Annotated in this window: 17 protein-coding genes; 15 read left to right on the forward strand and 2 right to left on the reverse strand. The window is 37.0% G+C overall.

The window, feature by feature from the left end; all coding sequences use genetic code 11:
- From ACODR7_RS09810 to ACODR7_RS09830, 5 genes are all read left to right on the forward strand, one after another.
- On the forward strand, window positions 1–1,059 hold the full coding sequence (locus ACODR7_RS09810; protein ID WP_488838857.1) for a glucosaminidase domain-containing protein: 1,059 nt from the start codon (window positions 1–3) through the stop codon (window positions 1,057–1,059).
- Window positions 1,060–1,134: 75 nt separating this feature from the next.
- The gene (gene hemL / locus ACODR7_RS09815; RefSeq protein WP_488838858.1) at window positions 1,135–2,424 is read left to right on the forward strand and encodes a glutamate-1-semialdehyde 2,1-aminomutase; all 1,290 of its coding nucleotides are present in this window, start codon (window positions 1,135–1,137) and stop codon (window positions 2,422–2,424) included.
- A 410-nt stretch (window positions 2,425–2,834) separates the two neighbouring features.
- The gene (locus tag ACODR7_RS09820) at window positions 2,835–4,169 is read left to right on the forward strand and encodes an amidohydrolase (RefSeq protein WP_488838859.1); all 1,335 of its coding nucleotides are present in this window, start codon (window positions 2,835–2,837) and stop codon (window positions 4,167–4,169) included.
- 203 nt (window positions 4,170–4,372) lie between these two features.
- Entirely contained in the window at window positions 4,373–5,218 is an 846-nt protein-coding gene (locus ACODR7_RS09825) for a helix-turn-helix domain-containing protein (protein ID WP_488838860.1), read from the forward strand.
- A gap of 79 nt (window positions 5,219–5,297) precedes the next feature.
- Complete coding sequence (locus ACODR7_RS09830; protein ID WP_488838861.1) at window positions 5,298–6,536, forward strand: amidohydrolase; 1,239 nt, start codon at window positions 5,298–5,300, stop codon at window positions 6,534–6,536.
- 428 nt (window positions 6,537–6,964) lie between these two features.
- On the opposite strand, the gene ACODR7_RS09835 is transcribed toward ACODR7_RS09830, so the two are convergent.
- Both ACODR7_RS09835 and ACODR7_RS09840 read right to left on the reverse strand, forming a co-directional pair.
- A complete protein-coding gene (locus tag ACODR7_RS09835; protein ID WP_488838862.1) occupies window positions 6,965–8,374 on the reverse strand; it encodes a hypothetical protein in 1,410 nt (469 codons plus the stop codon).
- A 44-nt stretch (window positions 8,375–8,418) separates the two neighbouring features.
- Window positions 8,419–11,208, reverse strand: coding sequence for a TonB-dependent receptor (locus ACODR7_RS09840; RefSeq protein WP_488838863.1), 2,790 nt, complete (start codon window positions 11,206–11,208; stop codon window positions 8,419–8,421).
- Between the two features lie 325 nt (window positions 11,209–11,533).
- Here ACODR7_RS09840 and ACODR7_RS09845 point away from each other — a divergent pair, with 325 nt between their 5' ends.
- From ACODR7_RS09845 to ACODR7_RS09890, 10 genes are all read left to right on the forward strand, one after another.
- Window positions 11,534–12,208, forward strand: a complete 675-nt coding sequence (locus ACODR7_RS09845) for a response regulator (protein WP_076596113.1) — start codon at window positions 11,534–11,536, stop codon at window positions 12,206–12,208.
- A 48-nt stretch (window positions 12,209–12,256) separates the two neighbouring features.
- Window positions 12,257–13,288 (forward strand): sensor histidine kinase, encoded by a 1,032-nt coding sequence (locus tag ACODR7_RS09850; protein ID WP_079242785.1) that lies wholly within the window; start codon window positions 12,257–12,259, stop codon window positions 13,286–13,288.
- 134 nt (window positions 13,289–13,422) lie between these two features.
- The gene (locus ACODR7_RS09855) at window positions 13,423–14,019 is read left to right on the forward strand and encodes an IS1096 element passenger TnpR family protein (RefSeq protein ID WP_488838864.1); all 597 of its coding nucleotides are present in this window, start codon (window positions 13,423–13,425) and stop codon (window positions 14,017–14,019) included.
- A 137-nt stretch (window positions 14,020–14,156) separates the two neighbouring features.
- Window positions 14,157–15,506, forward strand: a complete 1,350-nt coding sequence (locus tag ACODR7_RS09860; protein ID WP_488838865.1) for an alpha-amylase family glycosyl hydrolase — start codon at window positions 14,157–14,159, stop codon at window positions 15,504–15,506.
- A 130-nt stretch (window positions 15,507–15,636) separates the two neighbouring features.
- Window positions 15,637–16,077, forward strand: coding sequence for a hypothetical protein (locus ACODR7_RS09865; protein ID WP_488838866.1), 441 nt, complete (start codon window positions 15,637–15,639; stop codon window positions 16,075–16,077).
- 135 nt (window positions 16,078–16,212) lie between these two features.
- On the forward strand, window positions 16,213–17,007 hold the full coding sequence (locus ACODR7_RS09870) for a thymidylate synthase (protein ID WP_488838867.1): 795 nt from the start codon (window positions 16,213–16,215) through the stop codon (window positions 17,005–17,007).
- Window positions 17,008–17,234: 227 nt separating this feature from the next.
- Window positions 17,235–17,453, forward strand: a complete 219-nt coding sequence (locus ACODR7_RS09875; RefSeq protein WP_276967182.1) for a hypothetical protein — start codon at window positions 17,235–17,237, stop codon at window positions 17,451–17,453.
- A 25-nt stretch (window positions 17,454–17,478) separates the two neighbouring features.
- On the forward strand, window positions 17,479–19,989 hold the full coding sequence (locus tag ACODR7_RS09880; RefSeq protein ID WP_488838868.1) for a M1 family metallopeptidase: 2,511 nt from the start codon (window positions 17,479–17,481) through the stop codon (window positions 19,987–19,989).
- A gap of 170 nt (window positions 19,990–20,159) precedes the next feature.
- On the forward strand, window positions 20,160–21,488 hold the full coding sequence (locus ACODR7_RS09885; protein WP_488838869.1) for a hydroxymethylglutaryl-CoA synthase family protein: 1,329 nt from the start codon (window positions 20,160–20,162) through the stop codon (window positions 21,486–21,488).
- Window positions 21,489–21,882: 394 nt separating this feature from the next.
- Window positions 21,883–24,723, forward strand: a complete 2,841-nt coding sequence (locus ACODR7_RS09890) for a SusC/RagA family TonB-linked outer membrane protein (RefSeq protein ID WP_488838870.1) — start codon at window positions 21,883–21,885, stop codon at window positions 24,721–24,723.
- Window positions 24,724–24,726 lie beyond the last annotated feature (3 nt).

The following is a 24,726-nucleotide window of genomic DNA, read 5'->3' on the forward strand; positions in this document are numbered from 1 at the left end:
ATGAAAAGACTTTTTCTATCCATAAGCCTTTTAGTTTTATCAAAATTTTCAGCCCAGACTTGGGCAACCGAAGATCAGTATATTCAGAAGTTTGCTAAATATGCAGTAGAAGAAATGGAAAAATATAAAATTCCGGCTTCTATTACTCTTGCCCAGGGATTATTGGAAACCGGGGGCGGACAGAGCAGACTGGCACAGGAAGGTAAAAATCACTTCGGTATAAAATGTAAAGAAGACTGGACCGGTAGAACAATGAAACATACCGATGATGCGCCTAACGAATGCTTCCGTGTATACGATGATCCAAGACAGTCTTATGAAGACCATTCTATATTTTTATCCACAAGAAAATATTACGCCAACCTTTTCAAACTGGATATGAAGGATTACAGAGCATGGGCAGCCGGTTTAAAAAAAGCGGGCTATGCTACCAATCCACGCTATGCTTCCATTCTTATCTCCAAAATTGAAAAGTATAAATTATATGAATACGACAATACCAATTCTAATGAAGTATTGTATGCTGTTCTTAAAATGTACCCGGATCTGAAAGACGACAGAACTTTCATGGCACAGCTGGAGCCTCCAAAAGCAACCAGAAAAGTGAAAGAACCTGTTACCGTTGAAGTTCCTTACAAACAGACTTCTTACGCTCAACAGCAAAAAAGAGTAGAGAGAATTAAAACGAAAGCTGAAATTCTGAATTCTATTCTTATCAAAAGCCACCCGAATGATGGGCTGAAATATATTGTAATTCCTGAAGATACCGATGTGAAATTCATTGCCAACAAATTCAAAGTAAGCGAAAGCAGACTGATGAAATGGAATGAGCTGGAAAATGAAACGTTGAAGAAAAATGACATCGTTTTCCTTGAGTCTAAAAATTCTACCGGAAATACAGCCACCTATAAAGCTGAATACGGAGAAGATATGCATGATATCGCACAGAAATTCGGAATCAAATTAAATAAATTATACGCTAAAAACAGAATGGATGAAGGACAGCAGCCATCTGCAGGACAGCTAATTTATTTAATAGACAAAAAACCGCGAAACTAATTTAATTTTTTTGTTGAGAGTTTATCGTTGACAATTACATGCCAACCAGCAGCTGTCAACACCAACTAAATATATATGAAGTATCAAAGAAGTTCGGCTTTATTTGATGAAGCCTACAAATACATTCCGGGAGGTGTAAACTCTCCGGTAAGAGCATTCAAATCAGTAGGAGGAGTGCCTGTTTTTATGAAATCGGCAAAAGGAGCTTACCTTACCGATGCAGATGACAATACTTACATTGATTATATCAACTCATGGGGGCCAGCCATTTTAGGGCACACCCATCCTGAAGTATTGGAAGAACTGAAAATACAGGCTGAGAAAGGATTCTCTTTCGGTGCTCCTACAGAACTGGAAACTGAAATTGCAAAATTCATCATTGAAAATGTTCCGAATATCGACCAGATAAGAATGGTTTCTTCAGGAACAGAAGCTTGTATGAGTGCCATCAGACTGGCAAGAGGATATACAGGAAGAGATAAAATTGTAAAATTTGAAGGCTGTTATCATGGGCATTCCGATTCATTCCTGATCAAAGCAGGAAGTGGTGCTGCAACCTTCGGAAACCCAAATTCTCCGGGCGTAACAGCTGGAACAGCAAAAGACACTTTGTTAGCGCGTTATAATGATTTTGAACAGGTTGAAGATTTATTCCGTCACAATCAGGGAGAGATTGCAGCGGTAATTATAGAACCTGTTGCAGGAAATATGGGATGTGTACTGCCGGAAAACGATTTTTTACAAAAACTGAGAAAGATCTGTGATGAAAACGGAGCATTATTAATCTTTGATGAGGTGATGACTGGTTTCAGATTAGCTTTCGGAGGAGCTCAGGAACTTTTCAATGTAAAAGCAGACCTGGTAACCTACGGAAAAGTAATCGGAGGAGGGCTTCCGGTAGGAGCTTTCGCTGGTAGAAATGAAATTATGGATCATCTTGCACCAAAAGGAGGGGTTTACCAGGCGGGAACATTAAGTGGAAATCCTTTAGCAATGAGAGCCGGATTAAAAACTCTTCAGCTTATTAAAAATGATCCTGAGTTTTTCAACAGGTTACACAAGACGACAGAAACATTGGATTTTGAAATCGGGAAAATTCTGAACGAAAAAGGAATCGCTCACAGAATCAACAGAAAAGGTTCAATGATGTCAGTATTCTTCCATATCAAAAGCGTTTCCAACTTTGATGAGGCGCAGGAAGCTAATCATTCTTTGTTTAATAATTTCTTCCACCAGATGCTTCAGAATGGGGTATATCTTCCGCCAAGCGGTTATGAAACGTACTTCATCAGTGATGCCATCAAGGATAAAGAGATTGATATGACACTGGAAGCAGTGAGAAAATTTGAATATTCAAATAAATAATAATGAAACCGGATTTTAAATCCGGTTTTTTTATGGAAAAGAAAGTTTAAATTGAAAAAAGATCAACGCAATCTATGTCACTCTGTAGGAGTTTCACCAGAATAAAAACAGCATAATTGGGATTTCTGCGGAATGACAAGCGTTGTGGATATTTTTATACTAGTCGTAATTACTAGTCTTAGTTTTATACAAAAAGTAAAGGCTGTACCTTTGTCACTCCGTAGGAGTCTCAACAGAATAAAAACATCATAATCTGGATTCCTGCGGAATGACAAGCGTTGTGGATAAAAGTAGATCATAAAGCATTCCCCTAAGGAATTACCAAAAAGCATAAATCATACAGATTTTGTAATAAACCATACACTTCGTTCAGAGCACTTCTTTTTAATTTTGTCTTAAATAGATTGGAAATGAAGACCTCCGACAATAACATCTCTCGTAAACATTTTATCCGAAACTCAGCGTTGGCTGTAGCGGGACTCACTTTAATACCTGATATCATGACAGCATCGCCTTTCTTTGATGAAAGCAATATTTCGGCGAAAGGAAAAATGAGCCTTAAAAATGTTCGTCTCGAAACAGGGTTTGAATACCAGGATGGGGAAGTGTCTTCTACCAAAACAGATCTGTTTTATGTAGAAGTTGAAAACGGAAAAATCACAAAGATCACACCCAATCAACCCAATGCTAAAGCTGTAGATGCAAAAAGACTATTGATGCTTCCTGCATTTAAAGATATGCACATTCACCTTGATAAAACCTTCTATGGAGATCAGTGGCAGGCTGTGAGAAAAAGAACCGGAGGAGTCAAAGGAATGATAGCACTGGAGCAAAAAATGCTTCCTGAGATGCTTAAGAATTCAACTTTCAAAGCTGAAAAACTGATCGAGTTATTACAGTCTAAGGGAACTTCCTATGCAAGAAGCCACGTGAATATTGAACCGACTTCCAAACTTCAGTCATTAAAAAATCTGCAGAAAGCGTTAGACAATAAAAAGAAAGGCTTTGGAGCTGAGCTGGTAGCCTTTCCACAGCATGGTGTTTTCTATACGGATTCCGTGCCTTATCTGAAAGAAGCGGCGAAGATGGATATTGATTTTATCGGTGGAGTAGATCCGTTTAACATTGATGGAGATATCGAAAAAGTGGTTGACTTCACTGTTCAGCTTGCTTTGGATCATAAAAAAGGAATAGATATTCACCTGCATGAAACCGGAGATTCCGGATTGAAAACGGTAGAATACCTGATTGAAAAAGTAAATGAAAACCCTGTCCTGAAAGGGGAAACCTATTTAAGCCACTGTTTTATTCTTGCGAAATTAGAAGCCGCAAAACAAGAAGAAATTGCTGAAAAATTAGGTGAAGCAAAGATCGGAATTGTCTCCACAATCCCTTTCGGCAAACTCATTATGCCTATCCCAACTCTTTATAAACATAATGTAACTGTTCTCACAGGAAATGATAGTATTGTGGATCACTGGAATACTTTCGGAACAGGAAGTGTACTTCAGAAGGCTAACCTAATGGCTCAATTGTACGGATATTCAACAGAATTTTTATTATCAAGAAGCTTAAAACTGGCCACAGGAAATATTCTTCCGTTAGATGATAAAGGTACTCAGCAATGGCCGAAGTCCGGAGATAAAGCAGACTTTGTCCTGATTGATGCAAGCTGTTCAGCGGAAGCGGTATCAAGAATTTCTGACGTGAAATCCCTGGTACATGAAGGAAACATTGTTTTTTAATTTAAAATAAAAAAGGATTAAATAAATTAATATATAATCTAGTTGTGTTTTTTCGACCATAAAGGGGATGAAAGTTTTATGAAAAGTCATGGAATGAAGATGGAAAATGAAGATTGTGTGATAAAATAAAGCTTTTGTTCCTTTTGTGGTTGTTTTAGTTTTTTCTCATAAATTTTAGTAATTTTAGGAGAAAATCGGGCAGAGTGGCTTACCATACAGATCATTTTCCTATTTTGGGAATACAGGAATTTAGTGAAAATCAGCTGAAAGGCTGCCATCTGCTGTTCAATGAACTTTCCGGAGCACGTTCTATTGATGATCCGCATAAGCACGATTTTTTTATCATCAATCTTTTTGAGAAGGGAGCAGGCTCACATACTATAGATTTTACAGAATATGAGGTGAAAGATGACCAGATTCATCTTGTTTTTCCGGATCAGGTGCATCAATGGGTGATTGAAAAAGAAACAATAGGATACCAGCTGATGATCAGCAGAGATTGGTTTGAAAGTTTTCTGCCATCGTTACGATTTTCTGCATCGTATTACCAGAATCATCCTGTGATCAATCTTTCCAAAGAAGGTTTTGAAACTTTTCTATATGAATTCCGGGCCATTCAGAAAGAACTGAACGGAGAAAAAGTATTTTGGGAACTGATTCAAAAAAGAAGCGAACTCATCGGTTTGCTGGTGAGTAAATCTGTGGAAGGCGCTTATAAAGACTTTGAAGTCTATAATTCAAATCCTATTATTTCAAAGTTTCTGCATCTTATTGACGAACATTTCAAAACAGAAAGGTCTGTATCATTTTATGCAGATAAACTGAATATTTCTGCCAACTACCTGAATATTGTCTGCAAAAAAAATCTTAACGCTTCGGCATCATCTCTTATTCAGGATCGTATTTTACTGGAAGCAAAAAGACTTTTAAAAGTTTCCGAAATGTCTGTGAAAGATATTGTATATGACCTTGGGTTCTATGATCATGCCAGTTTTTCCAAATTCTTTAAGGCACAGACGGGAATGACGCCTTCTCAGTTCAAAGAATAATCTGTACAAAACAAGACATAATTGATACACCGGTTTTGCCTTCAAGCCGGCTTAATTTTGTATTGTTAAATTTTACATCATGAAATTTCCCTATCAATTAACTGCAAAAGGAAACTATTCCCTTAAAAATGTCCGTCTGGAAACAGGTTTTGAATACGAAAATGATGAGGTGGTTGGAACAAAAACAGACCTTTTCAGTATTGAAATTGAAGACGGAAAAATAAAAACAGTAAAAGCCAATGGTCCTGCTTCCAAAGCAATTGATGCGAAAGGATATCTGATGCTTCCTGCTTTCAGAGATATGCACATTCATCTGGATAAAACATTATATGGTCTTCCATGGCAGGCACTTTCTCCGAAACGAAAAACGGTGAAAGATATGATCGCTTATGAGCAGGAAATCATCCCTGAATTGCTGAAAACTTCGGTAAGCAGGGCAGAACAGCTGATCAGTTTACAGCAGCATTACGGGACTCATTTTGTAAGAACACATTTCAATATTGATCCTACATCAGGACTGAAATCTCTGGAACATCTTGAACAGGCGCTTGAAAACAAAAAAGATTCTTTCAAAGCTGAACTGGTGGCCTTCCCGCAGCATGGAGTGTATTATACGGAATCTGTTCCATTAATGAAGGAGGCAGCCCAGCTGAAAAGTGTGGGGTTTATCGGCGGACTTGATCCTTTGAGTATTGACGGAAGTATTGAAAAAGTAATGGATTTTACAGTTCAACTGGCTGTGGATCATCATAAAGGAATTGATATTCACCTGCATGAGATGGGAGAGTCCGGAATGAAAACGATCAATTATCTGATTGATAAAGCAATCGAAAATCCAGTGCTTCAGGGAAAGACTTTTGTAAGTCATGCCTTTGCATTAGCTCACCTTTCACCCCAGGAAACGGAACAGATTGCAGAAAGACTGGCTGCAGGAAAAGTAGGAATAGCTTCTTCCGTACCTTTTAAAGGAAAAGTAATGCCTATTCCAACCCTGAAAAAATATGGAGTAAACGTATTGATCGGAAATGATAATGTTCAGGATTACTGGAGTACTTTCGGATCTGGAAGTATGCTGCAGAAAGCGAATCTTATTGCTGAACTTTACGGATATACTACAGAATATGCCCTTTCAAGAGCTTTTCAGTTTGCTACTCAAAGTATTGTTCCTCTGGATGAAAAAGGAAATCAGCAGTGGCCAAAAGCCGGTGATGAAGCAACCATTGTTCTTACAGAGGCTTCCTGTTCTGCGGAAGCCGTTTCCAGAATGTCTGAAATAAAAGCCCTGATGAATGCAGGAAATTTATTCTGGAGAAACTAATCTGAAGTATATATATTTTTATACACTTGTTTTTTGTAATGCCATCGGAAGCTTTTCGGATGGCTTTTCTTGAATGGGTTTCGGAGAGTGGGTTTAGACTTTTCGTAATCCTGGTTTTTGTTTTCCGGATCAGAGATTCAGATGGTGAATTTCGAGATTGTTTATATTCAATAGGAACGGGCTTTAGCCCGTTTGAATGGAAAAAGATATTCCTCCGGCTTTAGCCAAAACTTATTAAGGAAGGGTATGTGTCTAAACATAAAAATAATGGTTCAAATTGCAATCCGGTATTTTTACAATGTGAACATCTATTCATATTCAAAATTCCTAATATTTGTAATATCCCATAATAACCATAAAAAAAGCCCCCGGAAATACTTCCGGAGGCCTTCTATTTGAAATTAAATCTAGGTACTTATATGATGATGTTATAAGTTAAAGTTTGTCCATCCTGCATACCAGGTATCGTTCGCATCTTTTACAGCACCTTTGTAAGTAACCTGTGTAAACCAAGTCGCTAATTTAGGGTTAGTAAATGCACCTCCTGTTAATAATGGAGAACCTGAACCAGGAGCGAAGTTTGGTGTAGTTCCTGCAGGAGCCCATGCGTTGGCAAGCTTTACATCAGCAGTAGAAGCAAGGATTGTGTTTCCTTTAGCATTAAACCAGGTTGTAAGATCTGCTAACGTATACGTTGTTGGAGTAGAGGTAGATGGTCCGAACTTTAAAGGAGTTTGCATTCCTGCTAAAACGTTGTTTTCAAAGAATAGTTTATTACCTACAATATTGTTATCTGTTGGAGATCCTTTTGTAGCATCAATGAATAATCCAACAGGGAATCCTGTGAATACAGAGTTGAAAACAGAGATAGAAGAATTTCTTCTGATCTGTAATGCATTCTGGAATAATGCGTTGATAGACCCAGAAGCCGCAGAGTTGATTGGTCCGATAATCGTCATATTAGAGAATGTAGCGGATGTCTGAGGCGTTAAAATAGAACCGTTGGCATCATTATCAGATTCAAATGCGTTAGAACCGGAAACGTCTGCAACCTGAGAATCTCTTACTGCGATACCAAACTGTACCTTTCCTGAGAAACCGTTATCAGTATCAAAATCGTCATCAAGACCTTTATAAGAAATAAGGTGAGAACAGTTTACCGTTCCTCCGAACCACTCAAAACTGTCATCATTAGCATAAGCAACTTCTACATAGTCTACTGTAGTTCCGCTACCTACACCACCGAACGTAATTCCGTTGATCTCTTTATCCGGTAAGAATGCATATCCTGCATATTCTATTCTTACATATTTTAATACACCACTGTTGTCAGCAGCGTTAGTACCACCATAAAGTCCAAGACCTTCAGAGTTGTTAATACCTCCTTCAATTTCTCCAACTCCGTTTGCTCCTCCGAAAGACGCATTGGTAGGAGCGTTTCCTAAGATTACAACACCTGCCCAGTCTCCTCTTTTAGGACTTGGTTTTTCTGAAGTGAAGATAATAGGGTTGGCAGCAGTTCCTTCCGCCATGATTTTGCTTCCTCTTGTAATGATCAAAGCTCCGTTTTTATCAGCTTCACCTACAATCTTTGTACCTGGCTCAATAGTTAAAGTAGCTCCGTTAGTTACATATACCAGTCCTCTTAGCTTATAGATTTTATTGGCTTTAAGTGTAGTATTGGAAGTGATTTTTCCTGAAAGAATAAGGTTTTCAGTTTCTCCGTTTCCGTTACCTCCATTTTGAATAATGGTAGGTCCATCTTCTTCTATATTTCTACAAGCGGTAGTTGATACTAGAGCGCCAAGCATTAAAGAATATAAAACGAACTTTTTCATGTTATAAAGAATTAAATTATTTATTAGATTATTTGTTGAGTGAATTAAAAATTGTATCCCAGTGTTAAACTGATATTGGTTCCTGTAAGCCTTTCGATAGCAAGAGCATCTTTGCTGTCATACTTACCATTGTCGTTCAGGTCATGGTAGAATTTAGCACGACGGTTCAGGATATCTGAAACATTCAGCTTGATTTCTCCTTTGTTGCTCCATAATTTTTTAGCAAGCTGGAAGTCTAAAAGAGGTCTGGGTGCTTCCCAGATTGGTGGAACCTGATCGTTTCCTACATATAAGATTCTTCTTCCGATCATGTTGAATAATAGGGTAGAAGACCAACCTGATTTTTCAGTATCGTACTGAAGACTTAAGTTAACCGTGTATGGAGACTGTCCCTGCATTGGTCTGTCTATGTTGGTAGCTTCGTCCGTTACTCTGTTTTTAATTAATGCTACGTTTCCACCCAGCGTAAAGTTTTTAAGAGCACTTACAAAATCCAGTTTTTTTCTTGCTTCCACTTCTAATCCATAAGCATCAGCTTTATCTACGTTAAGGTAGTTGAAAGTGTTACTGGTTCCTACCCCTGATTGGTTGAAGTATAATTCGATCGGTTTTTTGAAGTTTTTATAGAAACCTGCCACGGATATAATTTCTCCGTTTCTTGGGTAGAATTCCCAACGAAGGTCGGCACTCGTGATTTTAGTTCTTTCAATAGATTTGTTACCGATTACAGTTGCTCCAAGGTCAAAATCATAATATGCCAAAGGAGAAACCTCTCTGAATTCCGGTCTTACAACAGTTTGTGAACCTGCGAGACGAATATTCATTTTAGGATTTACCTTGAATGTTAAGTTAACAGCAGGTAAGAAGTCTGTAACACGTGTATTTACAAAACGATCATCGCTTTTCTTTGTGCTTCCTACCAATTGATCAAAGTTTTCAACTCTTAATCCCCAGACTGCTCTTAACCATGGCGTGAAGTTGTTGTCAAACTGTAAATACCCTGCGTTAAGGATTGTATTGGCAATATATCGGTACTGGTTTCCTGCAATTTCATCAAATGTAAATCCTCCGTTAGTTCCAAAATTACCAGGATTGAAGATCGTTTCAAAAGGCTGAGAAAGTAATCCCTGATTGAAGTTTTCAAGTCTTACAGAGAACGGTCTTGAGTTGTATATTCTGTCTTTTACCTGGAATAAATACCCTCCTTTGATCGTTTGTTTTTGTCCGAACATCGTAAATGTCTTGGATACATCACCTCCTGCATTATATAAATAGTCACTTAGCGTAGAGTAGAATACACTTCCTGATTTTTGAGAAAGACCATTAGAAATCAATGCTAAATAAGGGCTTCCCGGCATGTTCGTATATTGGTTATACTGCAAACGCTGTAGCAAAGGGATGTATTGATCAAGAATCCCGAAGCTTCCGTACCAGTTTACGGTAAGACCGCCAAGAACATCAAGTTTATGGTTACCGGAAAGGGTAGAGTTATAGAAAGTAGTTTCTTTAAATCCAATTTCCCTTGCCATGATGTTTGTTCCGTTAATCGGATCAAATTCAAAGTCCTTTCCAGTTCTGAAGGACATGTGATTTACTGTATTGTTGGTGATGATATTCTTTAGGGAAATTTTATTGTTGCTGTTCAGCTTTAAAGAAAGGTTCAACATCCCTCCTAAAATAATATCATTGCTGTATTTTTCTGTAAAATAATCGAAGTTGGTATCAGCAAGTTGATTATTGATGGTAAAGAAACGGTTGGTAGATTCAGTTCTTCTTTTGTTGTTACTATAGTTTAAAACAGCAATTACTCCTAAATCTTTTCCGAATAACTTCGTGTTGAAACCTCCGTCTAACTGTAAACTTAAGTTTTCAGGATAACCGATACTGTTGTATCCAAGATTCTTTGTATATCCTTTACCAATCTCTGTTTTCTGCGCTTCAGTCAGAATACTGAAAGCGTTTTTTGCAGGCATATTGGTAGGGAGTTTTCGGTAACCGTCATCAATTCCTAAAAAGTCCCATTTTCCTCCTTTCTGCATATGGAATTCCTGTCCCATAGTAGCGGTGTTTCCTCCTACGCCTACCTGTACATTGAAGAAGTTTTTATTAGGAATATCTTTAGTATTTACCTGAATCAATGCACCTCCCCATTCACCTGTATATTCAGGAATGAAAGTTTTGTTGATCACAAGGGTTTCGATAACGTTAGCAGGGAAAAGGTCAAAAGAGAAAGTCTTTCTGTCTGGTTCCGTACTGGATAACTGGATGCCGTTCAGCATGGCCTGGTTGTAACGGTCTGATAAACCTCTTACTACAATATATTTTCCGTCAAACAAACTCACCCCGGAGACTCTTTTCAGAACTTCACCCGTGTTTCTGTCCGGACTTCTTTTAATAGCTTCAACACCAATAACCTGAGAAACTACACCCGCATTCTTTTGTAAACCGATGGTAGAGGCTATGGTTTCTTTTCTTGCATTTGATTTTATGACAACACCCTCAATTTCTTTTTCTTTGGTAGATGGTTTATCCAGAACGATATCAAGGTGAGTATTACCTTCATTTTTGATAATCACCTCACTGATCTCTTTTCTGTTATACCCATTGGAGCTTACCGTTACAATGTAATTGGCACCGGGAGAAAGGTTGATAGAGTAGTATCCGGAAATGTCAGTGGTTACTTCCTGACCATTTACCTTTACTTTTACACCTTCTATAGGAGTATTATCTTTCTCGTCCAATACCCTACCTTCCAAAATCTGACTTTGTGCAAAAGCATAGCCAGCAGAAAACAAGGCAAGTAGCATGATGCTCTTGTGGAGTTGTTTTTTCATTATTACTTCTTTTACTTCTTTTTCAAGGGCAAAATAAGGGCTAAGTTTTTAAGAAAACTTTAGGAGAATCTTAATTAATTATGAAGTTTGTATTAACGGATGAATGAATTTTATAGTTATCGATGTTTTATTTATATAATTATAATTTTTGTTTTAATATTGAATATTATTCCTTATATTTGATTTTTATATATTTATTTATTGATTTATTTATTGATTTTGTAATTTGTGTTTAAAATGTTGTTTTTTAATAATTAGTTAACATTTGACGGATAGATGAAATCAATTGAAATAATTAATTTTGTGGGAATTCTTAAACTAGAAGATGAGCAAAAAAATTCTTTTAATAGACGATGAACTGGACATTTTAGAGATTCTGTCTTACAATTTGGAAAAGGAAGGGTACGATATCTATACCGCTACCAATGGTAACGAAGGTATAGAGAAAGCAAAGGAAATTGTTCCGGACCTTATCTTATTAGATGTCATGATGCCTGAAAAAGATGGTATAGAAACCTGTCAGGAACTTCGTAAAGTGAAAGAACTGCAAAAAACACTTATTGTGTTCCTTTCTGCAAGAAGCGAAGAATTTTCTCAATTAGCAGGTTTTCAGGCGGGTGCTAATGACTATGTCGTAAAACTGATCAAACCGAAAATCCTTATCTCTAAGGTAAATGCATTATTGCAGCTAACCTCTCAGGTTTCTGACAATGCTAAACTCATCGAAATCGGAGACCTTGTTATCGACAAAGATAACTTCAGAGTTTCCAAAAGTGGACAGCAGTTTCTTCTTCCCAAAAAAGAATTTGATTTGCTTTACCTTTTGGCTTCCAATACTGAAAAGGTTTTCAAAAGAGAAGAGATTCTGGAAAAAGTTTGGGGTAATGATGTGATTGTAGGAGAAAGAACCATTGATGTTCACATCAGAAGACTAAGAGAAAAATTAGGGATCAATACCATTCAGACATTAAAAGGGATTGGATATAAACTGATCGTTTAATTATTTAAAAATCTTAACTTTACGTTCAATCATTAAAACGTTGTAAAATTGAAATTTTACAGACTTACCCTCGTTGCCTCCTGTCTGCTGACACTGGTAATGCTCCTTTTAGGTGTCGTATTCGATTCGCTGAAAGATATCTACTATGAGACCCCTTTGTTCAAAACGGGTCTTTTCATCTGTATTGTCCTGATCTTCCTGATCAACTGTGTAGTACTGGAACTCCTTTTCAATTACTACAGCAGAAAACAGGTAAAAGGTCTTTCAGGTTTTCTTCCGCAGGAAATAGTACAGAATCATGATGAAAATATCACCATCAAAGAACTAGGTGAAAGATTTTCAGATCTCAATCAGCAGCAGGTATCTGAAATTGATATGATGAAAGAGATGGAAAGCTACCGTAAAGAATATATCGGAAATGTTTCCCATGAACTGAAAACCCCTTTATTTTCTATTCAGGGATATGTAGAAACCCTAAGAGACGGCGGAGTAGACAACCTTACGATCCGGGATAAATATCTGGAAAGAATTGATAAATCGGTAGAAAGACTTATTGCTATTGTAACCGATCTTGATATGATCAATAGGCTGGAAGCTGGCGAAATCAACCTTACCGTTTCAAAATTTGATGTCAACCTTCTGATCAAAGAGATTTTTGACCTTCTTGATCTTGAAGCTGAAAAACGAAATACAACTTTACAGATTCAGACCCTTCATCCACAGATTTTTGTAGAAGCGGATAAACAGAAAATTTCTCAGGTTTTTATTAATCTGATCTCCAATGCCATTCATTATGCTAACAGACAGGAAGCAAAAGTGATTGTAAAAACCAGTATCCTGAAAAATAAGGTGCTGATAGAGGTGATAGACAACGGAATGGGAATCAAATCCGAAATTCTTCCAAGAATCTTCGAAAGATTTTATCGTGTGGAAACCAGCAGAAGCAGAAGAGAAGGCGGCTCCGGGCTTGGCCTGGCTATTGTAAAACACATCCTTGAAGCTCATAACGAAAATATTACCGTAGAAAGTGTTTACCTTGAAGGCACAAAGTTTAGTTTTATGCTTGAGAAAAGTAAATAATTCCGGCAAAATGTAAGAAAAAAAAATATTTTAAAAAATCCTGAAATATTTTTTTGTCACATGTCATTTATTATATATTTGCAACAGAGATTTATCATAATTATAAAGGCAAAAAAGTAATTTAAGAAACTGATATGGTTTACAAAATCCGCGTAATATTAGATGCGAAAGAGGATATTTTCCGTGATATTGAAGTTAAGGGAAAACAAACGTTATGGAACTTACATTTAGGAATTAAAAGTGCATTCAGTCTGCAGGGAGATGAGCTTTCTACTTTTAATCTGTTGGAAGACGACGGAACGATCGTAAAAAGTGTCCCATTGGAAGATATGAGTGATGATGGTGACGGCGAAATTATGTCAGATGTTTACATTGATGAGGCTTTTGAAAATGTAGGAGACAAAGCACAGTTCCAGTATGGGCTTCTTGATCTTTGGGAATTTTTCTGTGAGCTTATTGAAGTAATTGAAGAAACAAAAGGCGTGAACTATCCAATCACGGTGTACAGATTTGGAAATGTTCCGTTGAAAGCTCCTAGCAAAAACGGAAGTGCAGGTGGCAAAAAGAAATCAGCAATGCCATTGGTAGATGATGAATTCGGCTTCGATGATGATTTTGTAGCAGGAGGAAATTTTGCAGATGAAGATGATGACAGCTTCGATGATGATGAGGAAGAAGACTATAATGATGATGTCTTTGATGATGAAGATGATAATGATGACGAAAGATAGTCAACAACAATATATTGCCCTGGATTTTGATCCGGGGCTTTTTTATGCCAAAATAGCAAGAAGATAAAGAGAGCATATTTTTCTTTTTTCCCCTTTTTCCCAAAAAAACAATCCTTACTTTTGTTAAAAATAGTTTAATGAAAAAATTACTTTTGTTAGCTGTAATTGGTCTGGGAATTGTTTCCTGTACCACTCAAAAAAATACCCGGAAGATGACAGAACTGCCAAAAGATTGGAAACATAATACAAATATCTACGAAGTAAACATAAGACAATATACTCAGGAAGGAACTTTCAAAGCATTTGCAAAAGAAATGCCCCGGCTGAAATCTATGGGCGTAAAAACACTTTGGTTCATGCCCGTTACCCCAATTGCCCAGCAGAATAAAAAGGGAAGCCTGGGAAGTCCTTATGCCGCTGCAGATTACACTTCCATCAATCCTGAATTCGGGACTCTGCAGGATTTTAAAGACATGGTGAATGAAGCACACAGGTTAGGATTTAAAGTAATCATAGACTGGGTAGCCAATCATACAGGCTGGGATCATGTGTGGACAAAAACACATCCTGAATTTTATCTTAAAGATCCGGATGGTAAATTCCATATAGCTTCCGGAATGGACGATATTATTGAGCTGGACTATAAAAACAGGGAAATGCGTCAGGCTATGATCGATGCCATGAAATTCTGGGTGCAGGAAACCGATATAGATGGTTTCCGATGTGATCTAGCTTCATGGGTAGAAGTAGACTTCTGGGAACAGGCACGTCCTGAAGTAGAAAAAATAAAACCCCTTTTCTGGCTGGGAGAATTTGATGAGTTGGAAAGCCCGGAATACGGAAAAGTTTTTGATGCCAGCTATTCCTGGAAATGGATGCACAAATCTGCCGATTATTATAAAAAAAACGAACCTCTTCAGGAGCTCAAGGATTTGTTGAGACAGTATTCTAATATTGGAGACGCCTCCATGAGAGCCTGGTTTACCACAAACCACGACGAAAACTCGTGGAACGGAACCGAATATGAAAAATATGGCGTCATCACAAAACCAATGGCTGTATTCTCCGCCACATGGAATGGTGTTCCGTTATTATACTCAGGGCAGGAACTTCCGAATATGAAGAGACTGGAGTTTTTCGAAAAAGATGCCATCAAATGGACGAATACCTATCAGGTTGCTGATTTCTATAAAACAGTATTGGATTTGAGAGCTTCGAATCCGGCTTTAAGAGGAGGAGATACCAACGTTACAACTTACCTTCTTAATACAACAGCAAATGATAAAATTCTGGCTTATGTAAGAAAAAACGGCAATGATGAAGTTTTGGTTGTTCTGAACATGTCAAAAGAACCGGTTAACTTTTCTATTGAAGACGAACATCTGTCGGGAACATTCAGAAATGTTTTTGATAAAACCAAAAGAGATTTCAGCAATGGAAAAGATTTTAGCTTTAAAGTATCTGATTTTGCCGTATTTGAAAAATAATATTTAGATCTTTGGCTTTATCTTAATGAATAGCCACTAAGCAGTACTTAATTTCCCTCCGCTGGAGGGGTGTCAAAATCTGTGATTTTGACGGGTTGGTTTATCTACCCGCAATAAAAAAGATCATCCAATGAACAAACAGGAAATAATCAACCTCATTAAAGCAAAAGCGGCAGACAAAATCCGGTATTTTGAAAACCTGATCGCAGAAACACGGGCATCCAACAATGACACCAAAAGCTCAATGGGGGACAAATACGAAACCGGAAGAGAAATGCTTCAGCAGGAAATCAATAATCTGCAGAGACAGCTTAACGAAGTGTTGAACCAACAGGCTGTTTTGCAGAAAATAACTGCGGATCTTTCAGAAAAAGTTCAGAACGGAGCATTGGTAAAAACTGATAAAGGATTGTTTTATATTGCCGCTTCCATGGGAGAAATTGTTTTTGAGAACCAGAAAATCATGACCGTTTCTGCAGAATCACCCTTGGTGAAAGTTATGTATGGAAAAAAAACAGGAGAAACATTTACAGTCAATACCATTCATCAGACCATTGAAAATATATGGTAAAATTAATTCCTGTTAGATGGCAGATATACAGCTGTTTAATAGAAAATAAACATCACCGCTATAAAATGCATTCATAAAAGTGAGTGCTTTTTTTAATGGTTTTTACTAAATTTGAAACTTAAAATCTCATTCAAAATGCAAAACTACCTGGACCTTTTACAGCATATTTTAGACAACGGAACTGATAAAACCGACAGAACCGGCACCGGAACAAGAAGTGTTTTCGGATATCAGCTGAGATATGATCTGTCAAAAGGATTTCCTTTGGTAACCACAAAGAAAGTGCATTTAAAATCCATTATCTATGAGTTGCTTTGGTTTCTGAAAGGAGAGACCAATATCAAATACCTTAAAGATAACGGAGTAAGCATCTGGGATGAATGGGCGAATGAAAATGGAGACCTGGGACCTGTTTACGGAGCACAATGGAGAAGCTGGAATGGGGCTGACGGAAAAATTGTAGATCAGATCACAGAAGTAATTGATCAGATCAAGAAAAACCCGGATTCCAGAAGACTTATCGTATCGGCATGGAATGTTGCAGAAATTCCAAACATGGCTTTGGCTCCCTGTCATGCCCTGTTCCAGTTTTACGTAGCGGATGGTAAATTATCCTTACAGCTGTATCAGAGAAGTGCTGATGTTTTCCTTGGAGTACCTTTCAATATTGCAAGTTATGCACTACTTTTGATGATGGTAGCGCAGGTTTGTGATCTTGAAGTAGGTGATTATGTTCACAGTTTTGGAGATGTTCATATCTATAATAACCACTTTGAGCAGGTAAACAGACAGCTTGGAAGAGAACCAAGAGCACTTCCGACAATGAAATTAAACCCTGAAGTTAAAAATATCTTTGATTTCGATTTCGAGGACTTTACTTTAGAAAATTATGATCCGCATCCGGGGATCAAAGCTCCTGTAGCCATTTAATATTCTTATATCGCTTTATTTTTTTAATTTACATCTATTTTTTTTATTAATAGATGCATTATCTGTGGTCATAAACTAAGGAATCGGAATATAAATCCTTTAGCACACTTTCTTTTGGCAATTGTTTCTTACATTTGAAAGAACAACTCCGGTTCGTTGGATTCTTTTTGTAAAGTGATCCGTTGGCAGACAGGAAATTATAAATATCAAATACTTAAGAATAAATTATGAAGTATTTAAAAATTAATATAGAAGAAAATGCAGATGTTGAAGTACTGAAAAATGCAGTACTTCAGTTGAAAGGTGTAGCATCAGCAGAAATAGTGGATGACGAAAATCCGGAAAGCGAACTCAAAAAAGCCTTTGCAAAAACAAAAGAACAGCTTAAAAAAGGTGATTATGAAACTTTAGTCAATGACATTTTCGACATCATCATAAAAAAATAATTCTAAAAAATAATAAAGCAGACCGATGAGAAAGGCCATTTTATCAATTGCTATACTTGGAATTTTATTTTCCACAAATGTATCAGCACAAACCGAAACTTCAGGAAGAGAAAAAATATACAGAGCTACTCACACTAAAGTAACGGAACTTAAGCACACCAAGCTGAAAGTGAATTTCGATTATCAGAAAGAACAGATGAATGGGGAAGAATGGCTTACCGCTTCACCTTACTTCTATGCAACGAACGAGCTTACTCTTGATGCAAAAGGAATGTTGATTCATGAAGTAGCTCTTGATAGTAACGGGAAGAAATCTCCTTTGAAATATGATTACAAAGATGATATTCTGAAAATCAGCCTTGATAAAACCTATCAGAAAAATCAGGAGTATACAGTGTATATCAAATATACATCCCGCCCGAATGAAGTGAAGCAGCAGGGAAGCATGGCAATTAATGATGCAAAAGGGCTGTATTTCATCAATGCTCAGGGAACAGATCCGGATATGCCAACCCAAATCTGGACGCAGGGAGAAACGGAATCTTCTTCTGCATGGTTTCCTACTATTGATAAACCCAACCAAAAGACAACCCAGGAAATCTATATGACAGTTCCTGATAAATATGTAACATTATCCAATGGTATTATGAAAGATTCTCAAAAAGAATCGAACGGACTCAGAACCGATCATTGGGTGATGGATAAAAGACATTCTACCTATCTTTTCTTTATGGGAGTGGGAGAATATGCCGTTGTAAAAGACAAATGGAAAAACATTCCGGTTGATTATTATATTGAAAAGGAATACGAGCCTTATGCTAAACAGATCTACGGAAATACACCGGAAATGATCGACTTTTTCTCAAAAAAACTGAATTATGACTATCCCTGGGCGAAATATGCTCAGATTTCCGGAAGAGATTATGTAAGTGGTGCAATGGAAAATACCACAGCCACTCTTCATGGAAGTGATATTCTTCAGAAGCCGGGACAGCTCATCGATGAAAATACATGGGAAGATACCATTGCTCATGAACTGTTTCATCATTGGTTTGGAGACCTGGTAACTGCAGAAAGCTGGAGTAATCTTACCGTTAATGAATCTTTTGCCAATTATTCAGAATACCTTTGGAATGAATATAAATATGGAAAAGATCAGGCCGATTATCACCTCATGACAGATGTAAATCAGTATATCCATAATCCTTCAGATTTTAATAAAAATCTGGTAAGATTCAATTACGAATCCAGGGAAGATGTTTTTGACCTCGTAACATATCAGAAAGGTGGCGGGATTTTAAACATGCTGAGAAATTATCTTGGAGATGATGCCTTTTTTGCAGGAATGAATGATTATCTGAAAACCAACGAATATCAGAACGCAGAAGCACACCAGTTAAGACTTTCTTTTGAAAAAGTATCGGGTAAAGACTTAAACTGGTTCTTTAACCAATGGTATTTCGGAAGCGGAAATCCTAAAATTAATTACTCATCCACCTTTGAGCCGGTAAAAAAACAGATGGCTGTAACCATTAACCAAACTCAGGAAAAACCCTTTGAATTTCCTCTGGCTATTGATGTCTATGACAACGGAAAACCTAAAAGATACAATGTCTGGGTAAATGCAGAAGCAAAAAATACATTCAGTTTTGATGTTTCTAAAGCACCGGATCTTGTTAATATCAATGCAGACGGAGTCTTACTGGCTGATATTACTGATACTAAAACTCCGGAACAGAATCTGATGCAGTTTACTAACTCCAAGGAATTTAAAAGCAGATATCTGGCTCTCAACGGAATTAAAGATCAGGCCGGGAAAAGCCCTGCAGCTGTAAAATTGTTGGCAGCAGCATTGAAAGATCCTTTCTTCAGGGTAAGAATAAAGGCTTTGAATGTAATAGACCTTACTAATCCTGAACAAATGAAGGCGCTGGGTGCTGAAGTTGAAAAACTGGCTTCCAATGATCCTAAAACATTGGTACAGGCGGCAGCTATTACGGCTTTAGGAAAAACAAAAGATAAAAAGTATCTTCCTTTATTTGAAAAAGGAGTGAATGCCGTTTCGAATGCGGTGAAAGGAAGTTCAATGAGTGCCCTTCTTTCTATTGATCCGTCAAGAGCAAACAGCCTGGCTGATAAAATTGATATGAAAGGAGCTTCTGATGCATTGCAGGCACAATTGCTCCCAATTATTGTAAAAAACAAGATTACTTCACAGATCGAAAATATTGCACCTCTTGCTACTTTTTATCCATTCATTAAATTCCAGAATCCGGAATTGGGAAAAGCCGCAGAAGATGGTTTCAACTGGATCATGACTTCCGACAACCTGAAAGCAACAGAAAGCATAACAAAAATAGCAGGATATGCTAAAAACCAAATGGCAGACAATCCGCAGGCTAAAATGATGATGGTTCAGATGCTGAAAGATGGTTTGAGTAAAAAAATGGAACTGCTCAAACAGAATCCACAAAACGCAGCAAGTATCAATAAGCAGATTGATGTCATTAATAAAGCAATTGAAAACTATAAATAAACAGATAAAGCCGGCAGATTTGCTGGCTTTCTTTGTATGATGAAGATGTGTATAAACTGTAGGATTATATTTTTAAATACATTGATTTTTAATGATGTTGCAAAAATTAGCACTTTTTACCACTGTTTTTTATATTATCTTTCATAAATTCGTTTAAAATTTAGACAATTATGAGTTTTGGAATTGAAGCAGCAGGGTATTATGTGCCTGGTTTATATTTGGAGATTAAGGATTTAGCAGATAAAAGAGGAATAGAACCAGCAAAATTGGAAAAAGGCTTAGGTCTTCATAAAATGGGACTTTCTGACGTTCACGAAGATGCTGCCACTTTTGCAGCAGAAGCATTACTGAAGCTTATAAAAGACTATCAAATCAATCCTGAAGAAATAGCAAGAGTATACCTTGGGACAGAAAGCGCAGTGGATGCTGCAAAACCTACAGCTTCCTATGCTGTACAGATGGTAGAAAAAGTATTGGAAGAAGAATTTGGAACAAGATGTTTCAGAAACTGTGACGTTCTTGATATGACTTTTGCCTGTGTAGGGGGAGTAGATGCTTTACATAACGCTCTGGACTTTGTAAGAGTAAATCCTGATAAAAAAGCAGTCGTAATTGCCAGTGATTATGCAAAATATGAATTGGCATCATCAGGAGAATATACACAAGGAGGCGGTGCTGTGGCTCTTTTGATTTCCTCAAAACCGGATCTTCTTGAAATAGAAAATAATTGGGGAGTAGCCTCAGAAAGTGTCTTTGATTTTTTTAAACCGAGAAGATCATATAAAAAGGAAGACTTGAATGGAGCTCCCGAAGCATTTCCTGAAAAGATTGAAATTTTTACAGATGAACCAGTTTTTGACGGACAATATTCTAACCAGTGTTATCAGGATAGAATAAAAGAAGCTTATTATCATTATAAAGAAATAACCGGGCAGGAAAAACCGTATGAAAACTGGCAGTATATTATTTTCCACCTTCCTTATGCGTTCCATGGGAAAAGGGTTTTTACCGAAATCTACAGCCTTGAGAACGCCCTTTCCTATGAAACAGCAGATGAACAAAAAGCAGTGGCTAAATCAGAAAACTATCTGAAATTAATTAATGATAAGATAGAAAAGACCCAGAGAGCCTCTTCAGAAATAGGAAATATGTACACAGCTTCCATATTTATGGCGCTTCTTTCAGCATTACAAACATCTTTTAACGAAAATGAAGAACTTTCCGGAAAAGAAATTGGTTTTGTAGGGTATGGAAGTGGCTCAAAATCAAAAGTATTTGCAGGAAAAGTTTCCGGGAACTGGAAAAAAGTAGTAGAGAAATGGAATTTGTTTGAAAGTTTGAACCAAAGAACTGCTGTAAACTTTGAAACCTATGAAAAACTTCACAGAAAACAGTTGAATGAATCTGTAAACAGAGATTATAAAGGTTTCGGATTAATTTCTATTGAAGAGGAAAATCCTGTTTTAACCGGAGCCAGATATTATGGCTACCAGCAATAGTATTTTTTTAATAATATTAACAAAAGCATTCCACGTATGGGATGCTTTTGTTTTTTAGTGTTTTTTTTGTTGATTGCATGGGTTTTAGCTTTTTCTTTACTTATGATTTATTCATTTTTTTTACCTAAAACAGTGAAACTGTAAATTTTTTTTATTGTTTGTCTTCATTAAGTGTGACATGACCATTTTTTTTAATCTTGTTAAAATTATGTTAACAGTGTGTTAAATGAAATTTTTTTAACACATTGTAAAAATTTTTTTAATCTTTTCATATTAAAATTAACTTTTAATGAAGTTGTTGTAATTTAACCAGTTGTTTTTCAAGTATTTATAATTTGATCTTATTGACATTATTAACATATTTGCTTTCTCAAGATATTAAAATATGTTAACTATGAATGTAAAACTAAGTTTGATAAGTGCCGGTGTGTTGTTCTTTATGGGGCATCATGTTTATGGGCAGAAAGTGAAAAACGATACTATCCGGAAAGAAATAGAAGGAGTAGTGGTGACAGGTTATCAGAAAAAAGCTAAAGATGAAATCACACAGGCTCAATCCGTTGTTACTGCTGATGAGTTAAAAACACAAACTCCCGCTACTTCTATCGGAAATATGCTTCAGGGGCGTGCTTCGGGAGTATTTGTACAAGCAAAAAACGGACAGCCCGGAGCGGCGGCTGAGATCAACATCCGGGGTATTGCAGGCTTTACCGGAAATTCAGAACCTTTGTATGTAGTTGACGGAATTTATATGACTGCAAGACAATTCAGTGCCGTTAATGGAAACGATATTGAAAGCATGGTGGTGCTGAAAGATGCAGCAGCAACAGCCCAGTATGGTTCCAGAGGAGCAAACGGAGTAATTGTTGCTACAACAAAAAAAGGAAGAAACGGCAGAACCCAGTTTTCTTTTGAAAGCAGACTCGGGTTTTCACAAAAGATTTCTGATAAAGAACTCAATTTCGAAATGATGAATTCTGCCCAGAAACTGCAATATGAAAGAGAAATGAATGCACTTGGGCTGGGAGGGCTGCCAGTCTATAGTGCAACAGAGGAAGAAGCCCTTCTGAAGTTAGACCATAACTGGCAAAAAGATATTTTAAGAACTTCTTTTCTTCAGAGCTATTTGCTTTCTGCCAGAGGAGGAAATGCTAAAAATAAGTTCTATTACTCTTTAGGGTATGATAAAGATGACGGTATTGTCCGGGATATTAACGGATTTGACAGATATACCGGGAGATTTAATTTTGAAAATAATCTAAATGACCGGCTAAAAGTGGGCTTAGATCTGGGGGTTTCTTACCAGCAGACACAGAATGTAAGAGATAGAAACAATACCCAAAGCCCATTTGGTGCTATGTACAGGTATAACACTTTTGAGCCGGTATACAATCCTGACGGATCCTATAATATAAAATTGAGATCGGGATCCAATGTGGTGGAAGCATTAAGAAATGTTCCTGATATTGACCAGAGATTAAGGGCATCCGGAAATATTTTTGGTGAATATAAATTCAATGATGGTCTGTCTTATAGAATGTATTTTAACTCTTTATATGATAATCTGGTAAATACGAACAACATCAAAAAAGGATCACAGTTAGACCTTACTACTAATGGAGCCAATGGCTCAGGAAGACTTACAAAATCAACGTTTTACACATTCAATTATATTTATGGGAACAGATTGGATTTCAGAAAACAGCTGAATGATCATTATATAGGAGCAACGGGTATCATAGAATTCAGCAATGAGTTTACAGAAGATATTACAGCAAGTGGTTTCAACTACAAGAATGCGAATTCAGATGCCCCTTCCACTACGACCCCTTCGGATAAAAATACCTTTACAGGAAATAAGGTGAGAAGCACCCTATTTTCTTTGCTTGGGCTTTTTGAATATAATTACCAAAAGAAATATTTAATTACAGCATCCATTCGTCAGGATAAAAGTTCAAAATTCGGTGCGAATAACAAATCGGGAGTTTTCTGGAGCGGCAGTGCAGCCTGGAATATCGGGAAAGAAGATTTTTTAAATCAAAGTTTTTTTAATGATCTTAAGCTAAGGGCATCTTATGGAATAACAGGAAATGACAGAAATATTCCTAATTATACCAATATAGGATATGTTACTTATGGGGATTACGGAAGCGGAGGAACAATGGTTTCCACAAGCATTGTTGGGAATCCTGATATTAAATGGGAAACTAACAGAACAATCAATCTGGGAGTTGACTTTGCATTCATGAAAAACAGATTCAGGGGTGCGGTAGAGGTCTATCGCTCAAACCGCAAAGATTTTATTCAGCTTTTGCCCTTGCCTTATGAGTCAGGAAATTATTCCATGTATCAAAACCTGGGTAATATGCGTACTGAAGGAATCGAAACGGAATTTACATTTGATATAATCAGAAAAGAAAATCTAAGGCTGTCACTAAGAGGAAACGCTTCCTGGCAGCGTTCTAAAGTAATTTCACTAGACGGGGTAAATACCCAAAGGAATCTGGGAGAAACCTCATTAATGGTGGGTGAAACACCGTATTTCTACAGGCTGGTGGAATATGCAGGCGTAAATTCTGATAACGGAAAAGCACTGTATTATACAGATAGAAGTACTCCGGATTCTGGCGAAAATTTTTATACAGTTAATGGAAGAACAGCTACAGATGTTTACAATGCTTCTTCAGATATTAAAAATATTACAGATAAAAGTCCCCTTCCCAAATTTTTTGGTGGATTTGGGATAAGTCTGGAGGCTTATGGATTTGATTTGTCTGCCGATTTTTCATTCAAAACAGGAGCGTATACTTATAATTATCAGTCAAAAATGCTGCAGGATCCCGCTAATAGAAAAAATAATATGAGTGTAGATGCATTTAATTACTGGAAAAATCCCGGAGATACCAATGTATTGCCAAAACCTACTACTTTAGGATTAAGGCAATCTGACCAGTTTCTGGAGAAATCGGATTATCTGCGATTCCGGACATTGATGTTGGGCTATACTTTCAGTAAAAAAGTTCTGGGAAATGAGATTCCATTAAATTCATTAAGAGTATATGTGCAGGCGCAAAATTTGCTAACCTGGACAAGCTTTAAAGGAGATCCGGAAGTGGCTGTGGGCTCAGGGGAGAACCAGCTAGGGACAGGCCAAATCTATGTGCCTGGTTCATATGCCCTATTTGGGTATCCGGCTGTAAGACAGTTTATGTTTGGTATTCAGTTAGAATTTTAAAAT

Source organism: Chryseobacterium sp. FG46, assembly GCF_057809135.1.